This is a genomic window from Aeromonas sp. QDB31 (assembly GCF_027707605.1).
Lineage (GTDB): Bacteria > Pseudomonadota > Gammaproteobacteria > Enterobacterales > Aeromonadaceae > Aeromonas > Aeromonas media.
Genome location: NZ_JAPCIX010000031.1, coordinates 1 through 20,566, shown reverse-complemented (window position 1 = coordinate 20,566; position 20,566 = coordinate 1). Strand labels below are relative to the sequence as shown.

Here is a 20,566-nt window from a genome sequence, read left to right as displayed (position 1 = left end):
TGGCCTTTATTCTGCCGCTTTCGGCTTGCGACGACGGGGGCGACGGCGGTTGCGGCTGTTGCTGCCACGTTTCTCACCGTCCTCGCGCGGCTCGGCCGCCGGGGCACGTTCACCGCTCGCCGGGCGGCGGGTTGCTTCCCGTTGCAGTTGCGGACGCACATCCGGGTTGGAGGCCACATAGCGCTCCCACCAGCTGGCCAGCTCGCCGAGGCCACGCTCGACCCGGTTGCGCAGCAACAGGAAGTCAAAGGCAGCGCGGAACTTCGGATGCTCCATGGCGCGCTCGGGGTGACGGCCCTGGCGACGGGTCAGGCGCTGTTGCAGGGCCCAGATGTCGCGCACGTCCGTGGTGAAGCGGCGCGGCACGGCGATGATCCGCACCTGGGCATCCAGCACCTCGTTGATGGCCAGCATGAAGGCGTCGTGCCAGGGCAGGCCGCTCTCGTTTTCCAGCACCCGGGCACGGGCCTCGACGGCGCCCCACAGCAGGGTGGCATAGAGGAAGGCCGGGGTGACGCGTTTGTCTTCACGGACCCGGGTATCTGTGTCCATCAGCGCCAGCTCGATGAACTGCTCGTAGGGCGAGTTGCCGTTGGGCGTAAACAGGGCGGCGACCTGGGGGAACAGGGGCTGGAACAGCCCGTATTCGCGCAGCAGCTTGTAGGTGGCGAGACCGTCGCCGGCCAGGAACAGCTTGAGGGTTTCCTCGAACAGACGGGCGGCCGGAATGTCCTGCAGCAGCGGTGCCAGTTCCCGGATGGGGGCGGCGGTGCGCGGGCTGATGGTCATCTCCAGCTTGGCGGCGAAGCGCACGGCGCGCAGCATGCGCACCGGATCTTCCCGGTAGCGGGTCTCGGGGTCACCGATCAGCTCCAGCTTGCGCTCGGCGAGATCCTCGATGCCACCCTCGAAGTCATGCAGGGTGAAATCCTTGGCGCTGTAATAGAGGGCGTTGACGGTAAAGTCGCGACGTTCGGCATCTTCTTCGATGGTGCCGTAGACGTTGTCGCGCAGCAGCATGCCTTCATCCGACTGGGCCGACACGTGCTTGCTGGTATTGACCTGATGGTGGTGACCACGGAAGGTAGCCACTTCGATCACGTCACGACCAAAGACGATGTGGGCCAGGCGGAAACGACGGCCGATCAGGCGGCAGTTGCTGAACAAGGCCTTGATCTGCTCCGGCGTCGCATCGGTGGCGATGTCGAAATCCTTTGGCGTCTTCCCGAGCAGAATATCCCGGACGCCGCCACCCACCAGGTAGGCTTCGTAGCCACCCTTGTTCAGGCGGTAGAGCACCTTGAGCGCATTCTCGCTGATCTCTTTGCGCGAGATGGGGTGCTGGTCACGGCTCAAGGTTCGGCGTTGACCTGCGACACGGGCTGGAATGGGAGACTCTATCGACTGCTCGCCGTCTTCCTTGCCGAGCACCTTGCGGCAAAAGTTTGCGATCTGGGAAAAAATGGTACACCTCTTCATGACTTCAAATTGACGGGAGGCCAAAAAATAGCGGCCTATCATAGCTCAGGCCCGACCAAATGAGAAACGCTGCGGTCTGCTTCCCCGATTCGGGCCCGGTGACATAAATGACGCGGCGGCCTGCGTTTGCTCTGCGTGCCGGTTTACCTGGCCCCCAGCACTATCTTCTGCTGGCGGGGAACCCGGGCCAACTGCCAGTGGGCAATGCCCCAGGCGATGATCTCGTCGACGGTATTCTCTCTCAGGCAAGGCGGCGGGGACTGGCCGAGGAAAGTGAGGGCCTGCCACAGGGCGGGCCTGACATCATCCTGTGCCAGCGCCGGTGCGTGGTTCTGTTTCGACAGCTTGTTGCCATCCGCCAGCACCGCCAGCGGCAGGTGCACCCAGGCGGGGACGTCTGCACCCAGGGTCTGGTAGAGGGCAATCTGGCGCACCGTGGGCTCCAACAGATCGGCGCCGCGCACTATCTCCGTGATGCCGCTGTCCATGTCATCCACCACCACCGCCAGGTTATAGGCGTAGAGCCCGTCCCTGCGACGCACAATGAAGTCCTCCTCGGCGAGCGCCGCAGGCACCGCAATATGGCCCTGCAGCTGATCCTCGAAGTGGTAGACCGGATGGTGCTGGCGCAGGCGGGCGGCGCAGCCCTCTGCGGTCAGCCCCAGTGTGCGGCAGTGGCCGTTGTAGAAGCCGCCCGCCGCCATGATCTCGCGCCGGGTGCAGCGGCACCAGTAGAGATCTCCGGCCCGGTAGAGCCCCTCGATGATCTCGTCGTAGCGCCAATGGCGCCGGCTCTGGTACATCACCTCGCCATCCCAGCCGAGGCCATGGGCCTCCAGAGTCTGGAGGATGAGCTCGCTGGCCCCGGCCATCTCCCGCGGTGGATCTATGTCCTCGATGCGCACCAGCCAGCGCCCCTGCTGCGATCTCGCCTGCAAGAAGCTGCCAAGGGCGGCGACCAGGGAGCCGAAGTGGAGCGGACCGGACGGGGAGGGGGCGAAGCGACCCACATGGGGGCGGAGAGGGGAGGAGGGAGTCATGGCCATGGGAATTCGGGTAGACGATGCATTGAGGCTGCATTCTGGGATGGTCGTGGGAAAAGCTCAATAAAAAAGGGAGCCTGCGAGCTCCCTTTTTTTGTCCATGTCGATGGGCGGCATCAGCCAGCCATCTGTTTTTCCTTGATTTCAGCCAGCGTCTTGCAGTCGACACAGAGGTCGGCAGTCGGACGGGCTTCCAGACGACGAATGCCGATTTCGATACCGCAATGTTCGCAGTAACCAAAGTCGTCTTCTTCGAGCAGCAGCAAGGTCTTCTCGATCTTCTTGATCAGCTTGCGTTCACGGTCGCGGGTGCGCAGTTCGAGTGCGAACTCTTCTTCCTGCGCGGCGCGATCGACCGGATCCGGGAAGTTTGCAGCCTCATCCTTCATGTGGTCGACGGTGCGGTCAACTTCCTGCATCAGTTGGTTGCGCCAGGCTCCCAGGATCTTGCGAAAATGTACCTTTTGTTGGTCATTCATGTACTCCTCACCGGCTTTCACCTGATAAGGCTCTACACCCGCAATGGCCAGGGGGCCCAGAGATTTCCTGTTTTCGCCTGTTGGCATGCCCTGTCTCCTAATTCAGCACGCTACCCGTGCCATCCATAAATTGAGGGCGGTATCTATAGCAGAAGGGTCAACGGGAGGCAAACAAGCCTTGTCAATATTGTTACCCACTTCAGCATTTATTCTCAGCCCTCGGGTAGCAGGTGACCAGATTCAAATGGAATAAAATCTTGAGCCACCATGCCCTGCACCCCAACATGGGGGCGATAGCATAAAATTTCAACCCCTGCCGTAATTGCTTGCTCAACAAGCTGACTATAGTGCGGATCGATATGGGCTGCAGGGCGCACTCTCGCGATGCCGGAGTGCAACACCATGAACAGCAGCACGGCTCTGTGTCCGGCCGCCTTCATGGCCATCAATTCACGCAAGTGCTTGGCGCCACGGGTGGTGACCGCATCGGGGAAGTAGCCCATGCCCGGTTGCTCCCGCTCGTCGAGCAGGGTGACGGATTTCACCTCGATGTAACAATTCGGCCGATGATCATCTTCCAGCAGCAGGTCGATGCGGCTGTTCTCCTCCCCATATTTCACCTCGGTGTGCAGCCTGGCATAACCCGCCAGCGGGGCCAGCGCCCCTTGCTCAATGAGCTCCCGGGCGACCTGGTTGGCCCGGGCCGTGTTGACGCAGATGAAGTGACCCGCCGGGCTCTGGGCTATCTCCCAGCTGTGGGCCAGTTTGCGCTTGGGATTGCTTGAGGTGGAGTACCAGACCCGGGTGCCAGGATCGGCGCAACCCGTCATGGCACCGGTGTTGGCGCAGTGGAGGGTGATCACCTCGTCGTTGTCGAGCTGCACGTCGGTCAGGAAGCGCTTGTAGCGGGCGATGAGCAGACCGGATTGCAAGGGGGGATCGAAAATCATGAGGTCAGCTCCTCGCTGCTTGTTGCTTTGGCGCGGGCACGCAGGGGCCAGCAGGCGAGCGGTTCGTAGTGGACCCCGTCCGGCGTGCTGACGGAGCGATAGAGGCAGAAGCTGTCCGCCTGCAGCACGAAGTCCGGCGCCGGCAGCGCCTCCGGGGCCTCGGCCGCCTTGCGCGACAGAGTGATATGGGGGCGATAGCCCTGCTCGCCGTTGCCGAGCCCCAGCTTCTCGCCGTGGCGACGCAGCGCCCTGGCCAGCACGTTCAGCTCATTTGGCCACTCCCTCGGCCCCACCCAGGCGGCCTTGGCGCGGGCAAACCAGCCGGTCTGATCCAGATGGACGCTGAAAGGGGGGCAGCGCTGCTGCCCGGCGGCGGTGATCAGCCTGGCCTGGGTGGCTTCGTCGGCCTCGCCGAGAAAGGCCAGGGTCAAATGCAGATTATGCTCGGGCACCGGCAGGCCGGGCCAGGGGCGCCGTTCGCGCCAGTCGATCAGAGCGGGGGCAAGCTGGTGCAGGGGCAGGGCAAAGAAGAGTCTGGGCATGCGCAGCGTCGATCCTCGTGGTACTCACATGAAAGGGCCATTCTATGGCAGCTCGTCTGCGGATGTCTCCTGGTCGCGTCTCACCCTTGTCCGGGCGTGGTAGTCGTACCGGTGGGGGCACCCAGGCAACCGGTTGGCGCGCACCCGGCACGGCTGCTGACGGTGGGCGGCTGGCTGTGGCAGAATGGGCGCCGTTTTCCTGGTCATCACAGAAGGGCTCCACCGTTTTGTCCCAACTCCCCATCGTCTCGGTGCTGCCCGAGCTGTTTGATGCCATCGACAGCCACGCCAGCGTGATCCTGCAGGCCCCTCCCGGCGCGGGCAAGTCGACCCTGCTGCCCCTGGAGCTGGTGCGCCGAAACCGGCTGCCCGGCCGCATCATCATGCTGGAGCCCCGCCGCCTCGCGGCGCGCAATATAGCAGGCTTTCTGGCGCGCCAGCTTGGGGAGAAGGTGGGTGAGCGCATCGGGCTGCGGGTGCGGGGCGAGAGTCGCACCAGTGCCGCCACCCGGCTCGAGATAGTGACCGAGGGGGTGCTGACCCGGATGTTGCAGCAGGACCCTGAGCTTGCCGGGGTGTCGCTCGTCATTTTCGATGAATTCCACGAACGCAGCCTGCATGCCGATACCGCACTGGCCTTTGCCATCGAGAGCCAGCAGGGGCTGAGAGAGGATCTCAAGCTGCTCATCATGTCCGCCACCCTGGAGGGCATGGCGCTGGAGGCCCTGTTGCCGGACGCCCCCGTCATTCGTTCCGAGGGGCGCGGCTTTCCCATCGACTACCACTACCGTCCCGCCAATCGCCAGCAGTGGCTGGAGCCCCAGGTGGGCGCCGTGGTGCTGGAAGCGCTGGCGGCCCACGCGGGCAGTGCCCTGGTGTTCCTGCCGGGACAGGGGGAGATAGAGCGGCTCGCCCAGTGGCTGGAAGGGCGCCTGCCTGACGACGTGCGTCTCGCCCCTCTCTATGGCCGGCTTGACATGGCGGCGCAACAGGCGGCCATCGAGCCCGCCCCGGCGGGGAGCCGCAAGCTGGTGCTCACCACCAATGTGGCGGAGACCTCCCTCACCATAGAGGGGGTGTCCGTGGTGATCGACAGCGGGCTGGAGCGTCGCGCCACCTTCGATCTGAGAAGTGGCGTCACCCGGCTGGAGACCCGTCAGATTGCCAGGGCCTCCGCCACCCAGCGGGCGGGCCGTGCCGGCCGTCTCGGCCCCGGGGTCTGCTACCGGCTGTGGAGCGCCGAGGTGCAGGAGCGCCTCGCCGAGCAGAGCCCGCCGGACATCCTCACCCAGGAGCTGACCGGTCTGCTGCTGGACGCCGCCCAGTGGGGCGCCAGGGTGGAGAGCCTGCCGCTGCTGGACATGCCCCCCGCCGCCGCGGTGGCGAGTGCCCGTCGCCTGCTGGTGGCCCTTGGCGCAATGAAACCGGAGGCTGAGCAACAACTCACTCCGGCCGGCCGCACCATGGCCACCTTCGGCACTCATCCCCGTCTGGCGCGCATGCTGTTGCGGGCCCGGGAGCTGGAGGCCGAGGGTCTGACAGGGATTGTCGCCGATGCGGCATTCCTGGTGGCGCTGCTGGAAAAAGATCTGCGAGGATCTGAGCGCCTCTCCGTGCTCTTCCATCGCCGCCAGGGGGCCTTGCGTCAGGGGGCCGCTCGCTGGTTCGAACGCCTGGGGGCACGCCCTGCCAATGCACAGGGGCAGTGGCTGGGGCTGCTGTGCGCCCTCGCCTGGCCGGATCGGATAGGCAAGCTGCGCAGCGGCAGCCGCTATCAACTCAGTGGTGGGATCGGCTGCGATCTGGTAGAAGGTCACCCATGTCAGGGACAAGGGGCCCTGATCGCCATCGAGATGGGGCAGAACGATCGCGGCAGCCGCATCTTCATCGCCGAGCCGGTGGCGCTGGACGAGCTGGTACGCCAACTGCCGGAGCTGGTCAGCGAGCGCCAGTGGTTCGACTGGGACGAGCGCGAGGAGCGGGTCCGGGCCGAGCGCCAGCAGGTGATCGGCGAACTGGTGCTGAGCCAGCGGCCGCTGACGGATCTCTCCGACGAACAGAAGGGGCGCTGCCTGTTGCAGGGCATTCGTCGCAAGGGGCTGCACGTGCTGCCTTGGGACGAGGGCAGCGAAGGCTTGCTGGCCCGATTGCGCTGCGCTGCCGACTGGCTGCCGGACGAGGGTTGGCCCGCCATGGACGACGAGAGTCTGCTGGCCCGCCTGGAGGAGTGGCTCTTGCCTGCCTTGAGTGGCATGACCCGGTTGGAGCAGCTCAGAAGGCTCAACCTTGCCGATCTGCTGCGCCAGTCTCTGCCCTGGCCCTTGCCAAAACGGCTGGACGAGGCGCTGCCGAGCCACTTCAGCGCGCCGACCGGCAGCCGGGTGCGGATCCGCTATCAGCCGGGGCAGGCCCCGGTGATCCCGGTGCGCATTCAGGAGATGTTCGGGCAGGGCACCACCCCCTGCGTGGCCGATGGCCGGGTGCCTCTGGTGGTGGAGCTGCTCTCCCCGGCCCAGCGGCCGCTTCAGATCACCGCCGATCTCGCCGCCTTCTGGGCGGGATCCTATGAGCAGGTGAAGAAAGAGATGAAGGGGCGTTACCCCCGCCACTACTGGCCGGACAATCCGCTGGAGGCCATGCCGACCAAAGTCACCAAGAAGAAGATGGGGCTGTAGGTTGGTGCTGAGCGTAGCGAAGCCCAACTCCAGCAGACAGCCCTCACCCTAACCCTCTCCGAGAGGGAGAGGGAACCGAGCGAGGTTGGTGTTTGCGCCCTTCTCCTCTCCTTTTTCAAAGACATGGGAGAAGGGTTGGGGATGAGGGGCTGGGCATCCATTTGTCTGGCAAAGCGAAACCCAGGATCCAGGTTCGATTGGTTAAGCCCGATCGGACGTTCGCGAATGCGACATCACAAGTAGAAAGGAAAGCAAAGAGGAATTATGGCAACCCAACGACGCAAGAGCCCGCCCAAGAAGGCAGCTCCCAAGCGCACCATCTGGCGCACCCTGTTCTGGCTTGGCTTCAAGCTCTCCCTGGTGGTGGCGGCCTTCATGGTGGTGTTTGGTATCTACCTCGATACCAAGGTGCGCGAGCGCTTCGACGGGGAGAAGTGGCAGTTGCCCGTGATGGTCTACAGCCGTCCACTGGAGCTCTACCCCAGCCAGCGTCTCTCCCAGACCCAGATGCTGCGCGAGCTCAACATGCTGAGCTACAAGCAGGTGCGCCAGCCCCACACCCCGGGAGAGTATGCGGTCAACGGCAATCGCATCGAGCTGGTGCGCCGTCCGTTCGAGTTCCATGACGGCGCCGACGGCGCCCGTGGCTTGCGCCTCACCTTCAACGGTGCGCGGCTGGAGGGGATCCAGTCGCTGGAGAACCAGCGTCAGCTCGGTTATGCCCAGATGGACCCTGTGTTGCTTGATCGCCTCAACACCGAGGATCGGGAAGATCGCCTGCTGGTGCGCATCGCCGAGGTGCCGGACAGCCTGCTGGTGACCCTGCTGACCACCGAAGATCGGGACTTCTACCAGCACGGCGGCGTCTCGCCGGTGGCCATCATGCGCGCCATGGTAGCCAACTTGCTGGCGGGTCGTACCGTACAGGGGGGCAGTACCCTCACCCAGCAGCTCGCCAAGAACTTCTTCCTGACCCGGGAGCGCAGCCTGTGGCGCAAGGCGCAGGAAGCCTATATGGCGGTGCTGATTGACTACCGTTACAGCAAGGACGAGATCCTGGAGGCCTACCTCAACGAGGTCTATCTGGGGCAGAACTTCTCCCAGGGGGTCTATGGCTTCGGGCTCGCCTCCTACTTCTACTTCGGCATCCCGGTCAACGAGCTGGACATCGATCAGGTGGCCCTGCTGGTGGGGATGGTGAAGGGGCCCTCCTATTACGATCCCTGGCGCTTCCCCGAGCGGGCCAAGGCGCGCCGGGATCTGGTGCTGAAACTGCTGATGGAGCACGGCAGCCTGACTCAGGCCGAGTATGAGCTGGCCAGCAAGCAGCCCCTTGGCATCATAGCCCGGGGCCAGATGAGCTATGGTCGTACCCCGGCCTTCATGGGGCTGCTCAAGCGGGAAATCCAGAACCGCTTCGGCCCGGATCTGCTCAAGCAGTCCGGCCTCAAGATCTTCACCAGCCTGGATCCCATCGCCCAGCACGCCGCCGAGCAGGCGGTGGAGTCCGGTCTGGCCACCATCGAGAAGCAGCGCGGCAAGAAGAAGCTGGAGGCGGCCATGGTGGTCTCCGACTGGCACAAGGGCGAGGTGGTCGCCATGGTGGGGGGACGGGATCCCCGTTACGCCGGCTTCAACCGTGCGCTGGATGCCCGTCGCCAGATAGGCTCCCTGGTGAAACCGGCGGTCTATCTCACCGGTCTCTCCAACGGCCTGACCCTGGGCACGCCGCTCAAGGATCAGCCGATCCGCATCCGCGGCCAGGATGGCCAGCTCTGGACGCCGCAGAACTACGATCGCAAGTTCCGCCAGAGCGTACCGCTGATGGAGGCGCTCGCCAGCTCCCTCAACGTGCCGACCGTCAACCTGGGTCTGCAGGTGGGGCTCGACAAGGTGGTGGACACCCTGCACAAGCTGGGGGTCCAGCAGGAGATCCAGCCTTATCCGTCCCTGGTGCTGGGGGCGGTGGCGCTCTCGCCCATGGAGGTGAACCAGATGTATCTGCCCATCGCCAACCAGGGGCTGACCCAGCCGCTGTCGGCCATTCGCGCCGTGGTGAACGGCGATGGCAGCCAGCTCTATCAGCATGACGAGACCGCCAAGCGGGTGACGGATCCCCAGGCCAGCTGGCTGACCCTGTTCGCCATGACGAAGACGGTGAGCCAGGGCACGGCCCGGGCGCTCGGTGCCAAGTTCCCCGGCGCCACCATGGCCGCCAAGACAGGGACCACCAACGAGCTGCGGGACTCCTGGTTTGCCGGTATGGACAACAACGAGCTGGTGAGCGTCTGGGTCGGCCGGGATGACAACCAGCCCGCCGGGCTGACCGGGGCCAGCGGTGCCTTGCAGCTGTTCAGCGGCTACATGAGCCAGCGCGGCGTCAACAGCCTGGGGCTGAAGATGCCGGAAGGGGTGAGCTGGGCCAGCTTCTCCCGCAGCAGCGGCGCCCGGGTCGCCAGCGACTGTCCCGGCAGCCTGCAGGTACCGGCCAAGCTGGCGGGGCTGGGGGAGCCCATGAGCTGCGCCAGCCCAGTCTCCAACCCGGTCAACGCGCTGGATCAGTGGTTCGGCGGCTTCTTCAACTAACGAAAACGGGCAGCCCTAGCTGCCCGTTTTGCAAGGATTGTCATGACACTTCCCCTGCTCGGCGGCATTCACCATGTGGCCATCATCGCCAGCGACTATGAGCGCTCGCGCCACTTCTACCACCAGGTGCTGGGGCTGCCCATACTGGCGGAGACCCTGCGGGAGGCCCGCCAGTCCTGGAAGCTGGATCTGGCACTGCCGGATGGCAGCCAGCTTGAGCTGTTCAGCTTTCCCGCCCCCCCTGCGCGCCCTTCCAGGCCGGAGGCCTGCGGTCTGCGGCACCTGGCGTTTCGGGTGCAGGCGCTCGATCCCGTCATCGCCCATCTGGAGCACCACGGGGTGGCCGTGGAGCCGGTGCGGGTCGACGAGCTGACCGGCAGTCGCTTCACCTTCTTCGCCGATCCCGACGGCCTGCCGCTGGAGCTCTACGAGGTCGATGCCGAGCCGGCATGAGCGGCTGTGCAGCAACATGAGTGTGTAAGAAAGCCGCCCGGCGAACACCGGGCGGCTTTTTTCATGGGGTCAGAACGTCCATCACGCCGTGGTCAGCAGGGCCACGGCGACGGCCATGACCAGGATGCCGACCCAGCCGACGGGCTTGAGACGCTCGCCAAACAGCAGCAGGCCGCCGAGGGCGGTGCCCAGGATGCCGATGGCGCCCCAGGTGGCATAGGCCACGGCGAGATCTATCCTGCCGGTGCTCACCGCCTCACTGAGCAGGGTAAAGGCACAGAGCACCAGCAGTATGCCGAGCAGGCCCCAGCCCTTGTGGCGAAAACCGAGGGAGCGGTTGATGGCCATGTTGGCCCCCACATCCAGCAGGGCGGCGCCCAGCACTATGATCAGCGGGTGCATACGGCCTCCTTGGTAGCGCCAAGACGGCTGTTGCTACCGGTGCCTGCGGCCGGTTTGTCATGGGCAGCGCCAAGGCGGCGGCTGCTACCGGTGCCTGCAGCCGGTTTGTCATGGGCAGCGCCAGGACGGCGGCTGCTACCGGTACCTGCAGCCGGCTCCTCATGGGTTTCCCCCATGGTCACCATAACAATGCCCACTATTGCCAGCGCCAGCCCGACCCACTCCTGCACACTCAGCTCGTAGCCAAGGAACAGCACGGAGACGGCGGTGATCAGGGCGATTCCCAGCCCCTCCCACAACGCGAACGCAATACCAATGGAGATTGTTTTGGCGGCCTTGGCCAGCATCAGGTAGGAGAGGGCGATGAGGAGCCACATCGGCAGATGGTGGAGCCAGCCTGTGTCACTCTCCGGGATCAGGGCCATGGTGGAGGTGCCTGCCACCTCGGTGAGGATGGCACCCGTCAGGAAGAGGCGAGCCAAAAGCAGGGGACTGAATAACATAAAATTTCCTTCTGTGGCTGCGACGAGGGAGAGGATAGCCGCAGCCTGTTCAGTCGGCAGAATCGCTGAGCGTCGAAAATTCAGGCGCTGATGGTTTGCCTCGGAGGAGGACGGCACGTAAGGTGAAGCTGGAACAATCTGCCGCCAGAGCGCGACCATGAAGCTTTATCAGATACAACTCTTTGTAGAATCAGCGGACAGTGGTTCGATTACCAATGCAGCCAGACGCCTTGGCAAGAGCCGCAGTGCCGTCAGCACGGCGATCGCCGCCCTGGAGGTGGAGCTTGGCGTCGACCTTTTTGAACGAGGGGCCAACCAGAGCCGACTGACCGAGATAGGGGAGCAGGTGCTGGACGACTGCAAGCGGCTGCTGCAGGCGGCCAACAGCCTCAAGCTCAAGTGCGAGCACCACGCCTCAGGCGCCGAGGTGGCGCTCAGGGTGGCGCGGGATGACGCCATCCCCGAGCCGGTCTGGCGCGAGATGCTGGGGGCGCTGCGCCACCAGTTTCCCGGCACCAGCATCTCCCTGGTGCTGGCCTCGCCCCCCGAGCTGCCAGCCCTGGTGGAAGAGGGGTTCGTGGATGCCGCCTTCGGTCTCATCACCGAGGAGCAGGAGCGCAGCGGCCTCAACATAGACGTGCTCAACCCCATCCGCACCCTGATGGTGGTGGCGCCCAGCCACCCGCTGGCGGGGTTGAAACGGGTGCTGCAGCAGGATCTGACCGATCAGACCCAGGTCACCCTCTCCTATGTGGACGAGTTCTCGGTCAAGAGCCTGCTCCCCATCGGCGGCCAGCACATAGGGTTGTCGAGCTTCGAGCTGATGCGGGATGCAGTGCTGGATGGCCTCGGCTGGGCGGTGTTGCCTTCACCGCTGATCCAGAGCCAGCTGCGCCAGGGGGAACTGCTGACCCTGAAGCACAAGTTCAGCCTACAGTGGCGCGATTACGGGGTCTATCTGTCGGAAAACGCCCATCACGGCAAGGTACTGGCCTGGCTGAAGAAGGCCATCGAGGCCTATCTCGAACCCTTCGAGTAGCCCCTTTCAGGGAGGAGAACGACAACAGAGGCCGCTGGCCCCTGTTGCTTGAGACGGCTGGAGGTCAGCGCAGGGCGTGACGGGGTGCGGGCTGGCGCTGGCGAAAGGGCAGCAGCAGCAGGCTGAGCAGCAGATCCCCCAGCAGGGAAGCGAACAGCCCCACTGCCACACCACAGAAGATGGCGGCCTGCTTGAGCGGCACCACATAGCCGTAGTTGCGCAGTGTGTCCTGCCAGAGCTGGGAGTCCGCCTGCAACAGCAGGTGGGAGAGCTGCAGGTACCATGGCTGATGCTGGAAGGCGCGCTCCTGCTGCAGGTGGCGCTGCTGGCTCACCAGCTGCTGCAGGCTGGTGGCATCCTGGGTAAAGACGGGATCCTGGCTGGCGCCGTAATGGGCGACCAGGGCGTCGAGATCGCCGCCAAAGTGCTGATCCGCGGTGCGCTGGAAGGGCGCCAGACCGAGGCTGGCCTGTTGCAGGCGCGCATCCAGCCGCTGGTAGTAGAGATCGACGATCCCCGGTATCTGCACGCCCGCCAGCAAACCGAGGGCAAACAACATCATGCGAAGGTAGCTGCGCATAGCCATCATCCTGAATAAAAAGAGCCTCATACTAGCCGCAAGCCCCTGGCGCGCCAAGGTGGTGCTGGCTGCTCCCGCATCCGGGGGGCCGGGTGGGAACAAACAAGATTCAATAGGATATTGTTTGTTACATGAATTCTTACATTTTTGTGATTCAAGTCACCGGGAGGCTGGCCTAGAATCACCGCTTTTTGAGGGAAGACTCGGCATGAGCAAGTTCATACCTTTCTATCTGATCGGGGGCCTGATTGCCCTCAGTTGGGCCACCCTGCCGGGTCATGGCCCCTGGGATCACTGGGATCTCGCCACCTTCCAGCGGGTCAATGGCTGGCTGGGTGAATCCGCCCGCTGGGCCGATCTGGTGGCCGTCACCAACAATCGCCTGTTCGATCTGGTCGCCCTGGGCTGCATGGGACTGATCCTGGCCACCTGCTTCTTCCGGGCCCAAGGTGAGGCGCGCCGTCGCCTGGTGGCCATGGGGATCGTCATGTTGCTGGGGGCTCTGGCGATCAATCAGCTCGGCCACCTGCTGCCGATCAGCCGTCCCAGCCCCACCCTGATGGTGGACGGGGCACTGCGGCTGACCGAGCTCAGCACCATCCCGACCAAGGACTCTGCTGGCGACAGCTTCCCCGGCGATCATGCGCTGTTCCTGATGATCTTCGCCGGTTTTGCCCTGCGTTACCTGCCACGCCGGGCTGCCGTGGTCGCCGTGCTGATGGTGCCCCTGTTCTCGGCTCCCCGCATTCTCGCCGGTGCTCACTGGCTGACCGACGTCTATGTCGGCGCCCTCTGCCTCGCCCTCATCTGTCTGCCGCCCTTGCTGCTGACCTCCCTCTCGGATCGGCTGATCGACCACCTGGCTCCCAGGCTGCCCCGCTGGCTTGCCGGAACCCCTTGTTGCTTGGGTAACGGAAGGCAATAAAAAGAAGGCGGGTGACCGCCTTCTTTTGCTTATGCCCATCGGTGCTGTGGTCGTCGCGAAATGACCAGGACTACGCCCGATGAGTGCGGGCTTGCGCCCTCAACGACAAGTATTGGCAGAGTCATTCGAGCTTTACCATCAGAAACTGACAGAGTTAAACGTTTGCATCCGATGAAAGCGTGATCCAGACCAGGATTTTTTCCGTGGGCTGCCTTAGAATCGCCGCCCGTTGCTGGAGGTCTCCCTATGCTTGTCACTTTTCTGCGCCTGTTGTTTATCGGTTGCGCCCTGGTCTTTATCTTCATGCTGGTCCACGCCTGGTGGCACAAGCGGCGCCGGGGCGAGCTGGAGTCCACCCCCTTCTGGCCGGTGGCGGCCATCGGCTTCGTCGCCAACTTTCTCGACACCCTGGGGGTCGGCAGCTTTGCGGTCAAGACCGCCTGCTACAAGCAGTTCAAGCTGATCGACGATCGCCTGCTACCGGGCACCCTCAACGGTCAGTGCGTGCTGCCCACCGTGACCCAGTCCCTCATCTTCATCGGCGTGGTCAAGGTGGATCCGCTCACCCTCATCAGCATGATGGCCGCCGCCGCAGCAGGCGCCGCCTGGGGGGCCCGTCATGTGGCTTCCTTCGACAGGCAGACCATCCGGTTGGTGATGGCGGTCTCCCTGCTGGTGGTGGCCGGGCTCATCTTCGCCGGGCTGCTGGGGCTCTTCCCCCTCGGGGGCGAGGCCATGGGGCTCAGTGGCTACAAGCTGGGGATAGCCCTGCTCGGCAACTTCCTGTTCGGGGTGCTGATGAACGTCGGTATCGGCCTGTTCGCACCCTGCATGACGCTGGTCTATCTGCTGGGGATGAACCCGCTGGCGGCCTTCCCCATCATGATGGGGTCCACCGCCGTGCTCAGCGTCTTCTCGGCGGGCACCTTCATCCGCAAGGGGGCCTTCGATGCCAGGGCCGTGCTGGCGGTGGCCCTGTTCGGTCCCATCGGCGTGGTACTGGCGGCCATGCTGGTACAGTCCATGGACATGGAGATGCTGAAATGGCTGGTGGCCTTCATCGTCATCTACACCTCCTGGACCATGTACGCCTCCTGGCAGGCGGCGCGCCGTCAGCCTCAGGCTCAGCTGGCTGAGGCCGCCAGCTCGTAGTGCCATAGACAGGGCGGTGGTACTGGCTCCGGAGTTGCTGGTGCAGTCCATGGACATGGCGATACTCAAATGGCTGGTGGCTTTCATTGTCATCTACACCTCCTGGACCATGTATGCCTCCTGGCAGGCGGCGCGCCGTCAGCCAGAGTCTCAGCTGGCCGAGGCCGCCAGCTAGTCGACGTCCAGAGGCTGGTGAAGGTTTATCCGGCCCGCCTGATCCGGCCATGCCACCTGGTGAGCGGCGCTTCCTGCGGGGCCGCCGCTGGCCGCTGACTGGAGGCGACCAGGGCGGCCTCGGCCTTGGCCCCGAGGAAGACATAGAGCCCCAGCGCCAGCAGCAATCCCACGGCGCAGCCCATCACCCCCACCGCGGGCCAGAGCAGTTCGTTCTGGCCGAGGGAGCCCTTGAACAGCAGCAACAGCCCCTCGATGGAGACAGCGATCAGGATGGCGGCGATGAAGCGGGTGATGGTGCGGCGAATGGCGCTGTGGCGGAAGATGTCCTTATGCAGCAGCACCTCCTCCTCCAATATGGTCTTGCCCAGATCGAACACCGCCAGCGCCAGGGTCAGGAAGATGATGGCGCTGAAGGCGCCGAGCCGGTTCTGCTGGGTGCCGCACAGCAGCAGATAGAGCTGCTCGAGGCCATGCCAGATCAGGGTTCCCACGATGAGAAACAGCGCCAGGCTCAGGATCACGTAGACGGCCCTGAACCAGGGGATGGCGCGGCGCCGCTCCCTGTCCCCCATCAGCCAGGCGATCAACTGGTGCAGATTGATCTCGAGCTCGCGGCCATGGCCCTGCACCCTCAGTCGCAGCTGCCCCTGGGGGGCCGGAATGGGGGGCAGGATCCCCGCTCTTGCCTGGCTCTGGCCCAGGCTCTGCACGCTCAGCACGAAGGGATAGCCCTTGAGGGCCTCCTGGGGGAGGGTGAGCAGCCCCAGCAACAGGGGGGTCAACTCGGTTTCGTACTCCTGATATCGCCGCAGCACGTCGATGGGGCTCATCTCTGCCATATGGACCTCGGTCAGTGGGCTCCTGAGTCAAGCATTGCAAATAGTGGGCCCGTTTTATGACAGCCAGTGTGGCCGTGGATGCACCAGCAAGTGGCAAACGCCGGCAATAAGAGAGAGGGGGCTGCACCAGAAGGGGGCTCTGGCACGGCGAGGCGGCAGAGGTAACAAAAAAGGGCCCTTCGCGGGCCCTTGATTCATGCTGGCAGGGCTCAGCCCGCCAGTTTGGCGAAGCTGCGCTCGGCGGCGGCCAGGGTGTGTTCAATCTCCTTGTCGCCGTGGGCCAGTGACAGGAAGCCCGCCTCGTAGGCACTCGGCGCCAGATAGACACCCTCTTCCAGCATCAGATGGTAGAAGCGCTTGAAGCGCTCCATGTCGCAGCGGGTCACCTGCTCGTAGCAGGTGATCTCGGTCTCTTCGGTGAAGAAGAAGCCGAACATGCCGCCCACGTAGTTGATGGCGAGCGGGATGCCGTGCCTGGCGGCGGCGGCTTTCAGCCCCTCGGCGACCCGGGCGGTCTTGGCACTCAGCTGTTCATAGAGGCCCGGCTCCAGCAGCAGATCCAGCATGGTGAGGCCGGCGGCCATGGCCACAGGGTTGCCAGAGAGGGTGCCGGCCTGATAGACGGGGCCGGTCGGGGCTATGTATTGCATTACCTTCTTCTTGCCGCCGAAGGCGCCCACCGGCATGCCGGCCCCGATGATCTTGCCGAGGGTGGTCAGGTCCGGGTCTATGTTGTAGTAACCCTGGGCGCCGCGCAGGGAGACGCGGAAGCCGGTCATGACTTCGTCCAGGATCAGCAGGGCGCCGAACTCGTCGCAGATGGCGCGCAGCCCTTCCAGGAAGCCGGGTACCGGCGGGATGCAGTTCATGTTGCCTGCCACCGGCTCGACTATGATGCAGGCGATCTCGCTGCCGTACTGGGTGAAGGCTTCACGCACCGAGTCCAGATCGTTGAACACGCAGGTCAGGGTGTGCTTGGCGAAATCAGCCGGGACGCCTGGGCTGTTGGGCTGACCCAGGGTCAGGGCGCCGGAACCTGCCTTGACCAGCAGGGAATCGGCGTGGCCGTGGTAGCAGCCTTCGAACTTGACGATCTTGTCGCGGCCGGTGTAGCCGCGGGCCAGGCGGATGGCGCTCATGGTGGCTTCGGTGCCGGAGTTGACCATACGTACCTGCTCCATGGAGGGCACTATCTGGCGTACCTTCTCGGCCATCAGCACTTCGATTTCGGTCGGCGCACCGTAGCTCAGCCCCTTCTCAACGGCCTTGATGACGGCGGCCTTGATGGCAGGGTGGTTGTGACCCAGCAGCATGGGGCCCCAGGAGCCGATGTAGTCAACATAGGCCTGACCGTCCACGTCATAGAGGTAGGCGCCATCGGCGTGATCGATGAAGCGGGGTGTGCCGCCGACCCCATTGAAGGCGCGGACCGGTGAGTTGACGCCGCCCGGAATGGTCTGGCGGGCCTGTTCAAACAGCTGATCTGATTTTGACATGGATCATCCTTAATGGGATTTTGGTCGTCACCCGGGCGCAGGCGGTCGATTGCGGCTCGGCAGGCTGCGGTGGGAGGAGTATGCTTTGCGCTCTCGCCACCCGGACTCCCGGACTGCACCCGTGATAAATGAAACGGGCCGACTATAGCAGAAAGGCCCTGTGCTGGGCAGCCGAGCCGAGGCCGGGTGTTTTCGACCCTCGTCAGATGAGCGTGAATACCCATGGTGCAACAAGCTATCCCCCCTCGCGAGGCGACCACACAAGCTCGCCCGCCTGTCCTGCAGCGCCTGATCCAGCGGGACAAGATGCCGCTGCTGGTGCTCTTGCTGGCCGCCCTGGTCGGGGTTCTGGCCGGACTGGTCTGCGGGTTGTTTGAATCCGGTGTGCACTGGCTGGCACAGCAGCGAGTCCTGCTGCTGGCGGATCGCCCCTGGTGGCAGCTCGGGCTGCTGGGCTTTGGTTTCAGCGCCCTGCTGGGGTTTGTCGGCTACTTCCTCACTCACACCTTCGCCCCGGAAGCGGGTGGTTCCGGTATTCCCGAGATCGAGGGGGCCATGGACGAACTGCGTCCGGTGCGCTGGTGGCGGGTCTTGCCGGTCAAGTTTTTCGGCGGCATCTGTACCCTGAGCTCCGGCATGGTATTGGGGCGGGAGGGGCCCTCGGTACAGATCGGCGGCAACCTTGGCAAGATGGTGGCGGACATCTTCCGCCTGCCGAAGGAGCATGGTCATGCCCTGCTGGCGGCGGGGGCGGCGGGAGGACTGGCCGCCGCCTTCAACGCGCCGCTGGCGGGGATACTCTTCGTGATGGAGGAGATGCGGCCGCAGTTCCGCTACTCCTTCCTCGCCATCAAGGCGGTGGGGATCTCGGCCGTCATGGCGACCCTGATGCTGCAGAACATGAAGGGGCAGGCGCCAGTCATCAGCCTGCCCCACTACGATGCCCCGGCCCTGAAGGCGCTCTGGCTCTTCCTCTTCATGGGGGGTTGTTTCGGCGTGCTGGGCTTCGTGTTCAACAAGCTGGTGCTCGCCTGTCAGGACGGCTATCTGGCTCTGCATCAGAACAAGCGTCACCGCTTCGTCGCCATCGGCATGCTGGTGGCAGGCACCTTCGGCGTGCTCTCGCTGTTTGCCCCCTCGGTGACCGGTGGGGGAACCGAGTTGATCCCTCATCTGGTGGGGGGGAACTATGGGATGGCGACCCTCTTCCTCATCTTCTCGGTGCGACTGATTGCCACCCTCGTCTGTTTTTGTTCGGGCGCCCCCGGCGGCGTCTTCGCCCCGACCCTGGCACTCGGCACCCTGTTCGGGGTGGTCTTCGGCCACCTGTTCCATGCAGCCTTTCCCGATCTGGGCATAGAGCCCGGCGCCTTCGCCATCGCCGGCATGGGAGCGCTGTTTGCCGCCACCGTGCGGGCCCCCATCACCGGCATAGTGCTGGTGACCGAGATGACGGACAACTATCAGCTGATCCTGCCCATGATGATCACCACCATAGGGGCCACCCTGGTGGCACAGTGGTTGGGAGGGCGCCCCATCTATTCCCAGATCCTGGAGCGAACTTTACGGCTTGCGGCGCGTCAAAAGCGGGGAGACGGCAGAGTGGCTGCCAGTTAACTCCTTGTTTATCCGCATCAATCCGGCAAGGTCGCGTATAGTGAAGGGAAACAGGCCGTGGTATGGCGTGCCAATAGAAGAGGCCCTATGTCCCAAATCGTGAAGGTATTGGTGGTGCTGGCGGTGGGGGCCTGTATCGGCTATTTCATCGGGAATCGGCAAGAACTGGCCCAGAGCAGTCTGCTGACGGTGCAGCAAGAGACTCTGGAGCGGCAGAGCAAGGCCATAAGCCAGCTCAAGACGGATCTGGGGGTCAAGGACACCTTGCTGGCGACCCAGAAGGCGGCCTTCGAACAGTTGCAGAAGACCCTCAAGGATCAGGAAGCCCAGGTACAGGAGCAGAAGCGTCAGCTGGCCTTCTTCGAGCGGATCATGCGCCCTACCGGTGATCAGGTGGGGGTGACCATCGACAACCTGACCCTGCAGGAAACCAGCGTGCCGGGTCGCTATCACTATCGTCTGGCCCTGACCCAGCCCGCCAAGAAGCGGGAGCTGTTTCGGGGTCAGGTACAAATCAGGGTCGAAGGCAGTCTGGCAGACAAGCCCAGGATCCTCAGCGGGCGTGAGCTTGGCATGAAGGTCGGGGAGGGACGCTATGCGCTGCGCTACTTCCAGCTGTTGGAAGGCAACTGGCAACTGCCGACCGGCTTTGTACCGGATAGGGTGAGGATCATCATCGCCAAGGAGGGGCGCCAGCCGGCCCAGGAGTTGCTGGCGGAGTGGAGCGAGGTACTCAAGCCCCTGGTGACTCAACCAGCCCCCTTGCCCGTGGTGCAGTAAGAGAGTGGTGAATACTTGAACTAAATGGTCGGGTATTGGATAATTTCGCAGTTTCCATGTTTGTGGATGTAATGGTTGTGAGGTCAGTAATGAGTGCAGTAGCAGAAGCCCCGTTGCCCATCCAGATGACGGATGCGGCGGCGAACAAGGTAAAGACCTTGATTACCGAAGAAGAAAATCCCGAGCTCAAGTTGCGGGTCTACATCACTGGGGGGGGCTGCTCCGGTTTCCAGTACGGTTTCACCTTTGACGAAAAGATCAACGACGGGGATACCGTGGTCGAGAAGAGCGGCGTGACCATGGTGATCGATCCCATGAGTCTGCAGTATCTGGTTGGGGGTAGCGTGGACTACACCGAAGGTCTGGAAGGCTCCCGCTTTACCGTGACCAACCCCAACGCCTCGACCACCTGTGGCTGTGGCTCCAGCTTCTCCATCTGATTGGTCAGCAGCACACATTTGAAAGGGTCCGGCAGGGCCCTTTTCTATTTGCGCATCTCTCCCTCATATATGACCCCCCTCTATATAGAACAGGCAGCCTGGCCTGGGCGGCCCGGGTGCTGCCGAAAGTGACCTCTTATGAGCCCTTTGTCGAAGGTGTTTTGTACGATTTGGTTGCAGATTAAACACTTGAACGTCTTTCTCAAAAAAACACATGGTTTTTGCTTGTCAGAAAGAATCAGATCCCTATAATGCGCCTCCATCAGCACGGCGCAGTGCGCGTCTGGTCTGGCTTGCAAAGCAACCCAGTGAGGGTTATAGTTTCAAACCCTGCTCTTTAACAATTTGAATCAAGCAATCTGTGTGGGCACTCACAGCATCGAACATCAAACAATTTTGTTGATTTTCA

General features: G+C 63.6%; 18 protein-coding genes and 2 pseudogenes. 10 read left to right on the top strand and 10 right to left on the bottom strand.

Going from position 1 to position 20,566, the window contains the following annotated elements:
- Positions 1 to 6 precede the first annotated feature (6 nt).
- The 5 genes from pcnB to thpR form a co-directional block, all read right to left on the bottom strand.
- Positions 7 to 1,479 carry a polynucleotide adenylyltransferase PcnB gene (pcnB, locus tag PG898_RS19560; protein ID WP_270824906.1) on the bottom strand — a complete coding sequence of 491 codons (1,473 nt, stop codon included), beginning with the start codon at positions 1,477 to 1,479 and terminating at the stop codon, positions 7 to 9.
- 143 nt (positions 1,480 to 1,622) lie between these two features.
- Positions 1,623 to 2,525 (bottom strand): tRNA glutamyl-Q(34) synthetase GluQRS, encoded by a 903-nt coding sequence (gene gluQRS, locus PG898_RS19555; protein ID WP_408750259.1) that lies wholly within the window; start codon positions 2,523 to 2,525, stop codon positions 1,623 to 1,625.
- Positions 2,526 to 2,638: 113 nt separating this feature from the next.
- Positions 2,639 to 3,088, bottom strand: coding sequence for an RNA polymerase-binding protein DksA (gene dksA, locus PG898_RS19550; protein ID WP_005329052.1), 450 nt, complete (start codon positions 3,086 to 3,088; stop codon positions 2,639 to 2,641).
- A gap of 125 nt (positions 3,089 to 3,213) precedes the next feature.
- Positions 3,214 to 3,951, bottom strand: coding sequence for a DNA/RNA nuclease SfsA (sfsA, locus tag PG898_RS19545; RefSeq protein WP_270824907.1), 738 nt, complete (start codon positions 3,949 to 3,951; stop codon positions 3,214 to 3,216).
- Positions 3,948 to 4,493, bottom strand: a complete 546-nt coding sequence (thpR, locus tag PG898_RS19540) for an RNA 2',3'-cyclic phosphodiesterase (RefSeq protein ID WP_270824908.1) — start codon at positions 4,491 to 4,493, stop codon at positions 3,948 to 3,950. The genes sfsA and thpR overlap by 4 nt, the downstream gene beginning before the upstream one ends.
- Positions 4,494 to 4,720: 227 nt before the next feature.
- Between thpR and hrpB the strand changes: the two genes are divergently transcribed.
- The 3 genes from hrpB to gloA2 all read left to right on the top strand — a co-directional run bounded on the left by hrpB (position 4,721) and on the right by gloA2 (position 10,207).
- Positions 4,721 to 7,168 (top strand): ATP-dependent helicase HrpB, encoded by a 2,448-nt coding sequence (hrpB, locus tag PG898_RS19535; protein ID WP_270824909.1) that lies wholly within the window; start codon positions 4,721 to 4,723, stop codon positions 7,166 to 7,168.
- Positions 7,169 to 7,432: 264 nt separating this feature from the next.
- Entirely contained in the window at positions 7,433 to 9,754 is a 2,322-nt protein-coding gene (mrcB, locus tag PG898_RS19530) for a penicillin-binding protein 1B (RefSeq protein WP_270824910.1), read from the top strand.
- 42 nt (positions 9,755 to 9,796) lie between these two features.
- Positions 9,797 to 10,207, top strand: a complete 411-nt coding sequence (gloA2, locus tag PG898_RS19525; RefSeq protein WP_270824911.1) for an SMU1112c/YaeR family gloxylase I-like metalloprotein — start codon at positions 9,797 to 9,799, stop codon at positions 10,205 to 10,207.
- 81 nt (positions 10,208 to 10,288) lie between these two features.
- Here gloA2 and PG898_RS19520 read toward each other — a convergent pair whose 3' ends face one another.
- On the bottom strand, positions 10,289 to 10,609 hold the full coding sequence (locus tag PG898_RS19520) for an SMR family transporter (RefSeq protein WP_025328187.1): 321 nt from the start codon (positions 10,607 to 10,609) through the stop codon (positions 10,289 to 10,291).
- Between the two features lie 140 nt (positions 10,610 to 10,749).
- Positions 10,750 to 11,112 (bottom strand): annotated as a pseudogene (locus PG898_RS19515) (DMT family transporter); the annotation flags it as partial.
- A gap of 157 nt (positions 11,113 to 11,269) precedes the next feature.
- Here PG898_RS19515 and PG898_RS19510 point away from each other — a divergent pair.
- Positions 11,270 to 12,151: a LysR family transcriptional regulator gene (locus PG898_RS19510; protein WP_270824913.1), complete on the top strand. Its 882-nt coding sequence runs from the start codon at positions 11,270 to 11,272 to the stop codon at positions 12,149 to 12,151.
- A gap of 64 nt (positions 12,152 to 12,215) precedes the next feature.
- Here PG898_RS19510 and PG898_RS19505 read toward each other — a convergent pair whose 3' ends face one another.
- A complete protein-coding gene (locus PG898_RS19505) occupies positions 12,216 to 12,731 on the bottom strand; it encodes a DUF2937 family protein (protein ID WP_270824915.1) in 516 nt (171 codons plus the stop codon).
- Between the two features lie 208 nt (positions 12,732 to 12,939).
- Here PG898_RS19505 and PG898_RS19500 point away from each other — a divergent pair, with 208 nt between their 5' ends.
- From PG898_RS19500 to PG898_RS19490, 3 genes and pseudogenes are all read left to right on the top strand, one after another.
- Positions 12,940 to 13,656: a phosphatase PAP2 family protein gene (locus tag PG898_RS19500; protein WP_270824916.1), complete on the top strand. Its 717-nt coding sequence runs from the start codon at positions 12,940 to 12,942 to the stop codon at positions 13,654 to 13,656.
- Positions 13,657 to 13,902: 246 nt separating this feature from the next.
- Positions 13,903 to 14,808 (top strand): sulfite exporter TauE/SafE family protein, encoded by a 906-nt coding sequence (locus PG898_RS19495; RefSeq protein ID WP_270824917.1) that lies wholly within the window; start codon positions 13,903 to 13,905, stop codon positions 14,806 to 14,808.
- 16 nt (positions 14,809 to 14,824) lie between these two features.
- Positions 14,825 to 14,983, top strand: a pseudogene (locus PG898_RS19490) (permease); the annotation flags it as partial.
- Between the two features lie 25 nt (positions 14,984 to 15,008).
- Here PG898_RS19490 and PG898_RS19485 read toward each other — a convergent pair.
- Both PG898_RS19485 and hemL read right to left on the bottom strand, forming a co-directional pair.
- Positions 15,009 to 15,824 (bottom strand): hypothetical protein, encoded by an 816-nt coding sequence (locus PG898_RS19485; RefSeq protein WP_270824918.1) that lies wholly within the window; start codon positions 15,822 to 15,824, stop codon positions 15,009 to 15,011.
- Between the two features lie 209 nt (positions 15,825 to 16,033).
- Positions 16,034 to 17,320, bottom strand: a complete 1,287-nt coding sequence (gene hemL / locus PG898_RS19480; protein ID WP_270824919.1) for a glutamate-1-semialdehyde 2,1-aminomutase — start codon at positions 17,318 to 17,320, stop codon at positions 16,034 to 16,036.
- A gap of 222 nt (positions 17,321 to 17,542) precedes the next feature.
- Here hemL and clcA point away from each other — a divergent pair, with 222 nt between their 5' ends.
- From clcA to erpA, 3 genes are all read left to right on the top strand, one after another.
- Positions 17,543 to 18,937, top strand: a complete 1,395-nt coding sequence (clcA, locus tag PG898_RS19475; protein WP_270824920.1) for a H(+)/Cl(-) exchange transporter ClcA — start codon at positions 17,543 to 17,545, stop codon at positions 18,935 to 18,937.
- Between the two features lie 87 nt (positions 18,938 to 19,024).
- Entirely contained in the window at positions 19,025 to 19,717 is a 693-nt protein-coding gene (locus PG898_RS19470) for a DUF6776 family protein (RefSeq protein ID WP_270824921.1), read from the top strand.
- Positions 19,718 to 19,806: 89 nt separating this feature from the next.
- A complete protein-coding gene (gene erpA / locus PG898_RS19465) occupies positions 19,807 to 20,157 on the top strand; it encodes an iron-sulfur cluster insertion protein ErpA (protein ID WP_025328177.1) in 351 nt (116 codons plus the stop codon).
- Positions 20,158 to 20,566: the final 409 nt, after the last annotated feature.

Excerpts from the sequence above, each read along its gene's own strand:
- pcnB (WP_270824906.1), bottom strand. The coding sequence starts at position 1,479 with ATGAAGAGGTGTACCATTTTTTCCCAGATCGCAAACTTTTGCCGCAAG.
- gluQRS (WP_408750259.1), bottom strand. The coding sequence starts at position 2,525 with ATGGCCATGACTCCCTCCTCCCCTCTCCGCCCCCATGTGGGTCGCTTC.
- dksA (WP_005329052.1), bottom strand. The coding sequence starts at position 3,088 with ATGCCAACAGGCGAAAACAGGAAATCTCTGGGCCCCCTGGCCATTGCG.
- sfsA (WP_270824907.1), bottom strand. The coding sequence starts at position 3,951 with ATGATTTTCGATCCCCCCTTGCAATCCGGTCTGCTCATCGCCCGCTAC.
- thpR (WP_270824908.1), bottom strand. The coding sequence starts at position 4,493 with ATGCCCAGACTCTTCTTTGCCCTGCCCCTGCACCAGCTTGCCCCCGCT.
- mrcB (WP_270824910.1), top strand. The coding sequence starts at position 7,433 with ATGGCAACCCAACGACGCAAGAGCCCGCCCAAGAAGGCAGCTCCCAAG.
- gloA2 (WP_270824911.1), top strand. The coding sequence starts at position 9,797 with ATGACACTTCCCCTGCTCGGCGGCATTCACCATGTGGCCATCATCGCC.
- PG898_RS19520 (WP_025328187.1), bottom strand. The coding sequence starts at position 10,609 with ATGCACCCGCTGATCATAGTGCTGGGCGCCGCCCTGCTGGATGTGGGG.
- PG898_RS19510 (WP_270824913.1), top strand. The coding sequence starts at position 11,270 with ATGAAGCTTTATCAGATACAACTCTTTGTAGAATCAGCGGACAGTGGT.
- PG898_RS19505 (WP_270824915.1), bottom strand. The coding sequence starts at position 12,731 with ATGCGCAGCTACCTTCGCATGATGTTGTTTGCCCTCGGTTTGCTGGCG.
- PG898_RS19500 (WP_270824916.1), top strand. The coding sequence starts at position 12,940 with ATGAGCAAGTTCATACCTTTCTATCTGATCGGGGGCCTGATTGCCCTC.
- PG898_RS19495 (WP_270824917.1), top strand. The coding sequence starts at position 13,903 with ATGCTTGTCACTTTTCTGCGCCTGTTGTTTATCGGTTGCGCCCTGGTC.
- PG898_RS19485 (WP_270824918.1), bottom strand. The coding sequence starts at position 15,824 with ATGGCAGAGATGAGCCCCATCGACGTGCTGCGGCGATATCAGGAGTAC.
- hemL (WP_270824919.1), bottom strand. The coding sequence starts at position 17,320 with ATGTCAAAATCAGATCAGCTGTTTGAACAGGCCCGCCAGACCATTCCG.
- clcA (WP_270824920.1), top strand. The coding sequence starts at position 17,543 with ATGGTGCAACAAGCTATCCCCCCTCGCGAGGCGACCACACAAGCTCGC.
- PG898_RS19470 (WP_270824921.1), top strand. The coding sequence starts at position 19,025 with ATGTCCCAAATCGTGAAGGTATTGGTGGTGCTGGCGGTGGGGGCCTGT.
- erpA (WP_025328177.1), top strand. The coding sequence starts at position 19,807 with ATGAGTGCAGTAGCAGAAGCCCCGTTGCCCATCCAGATGACGGATGCG.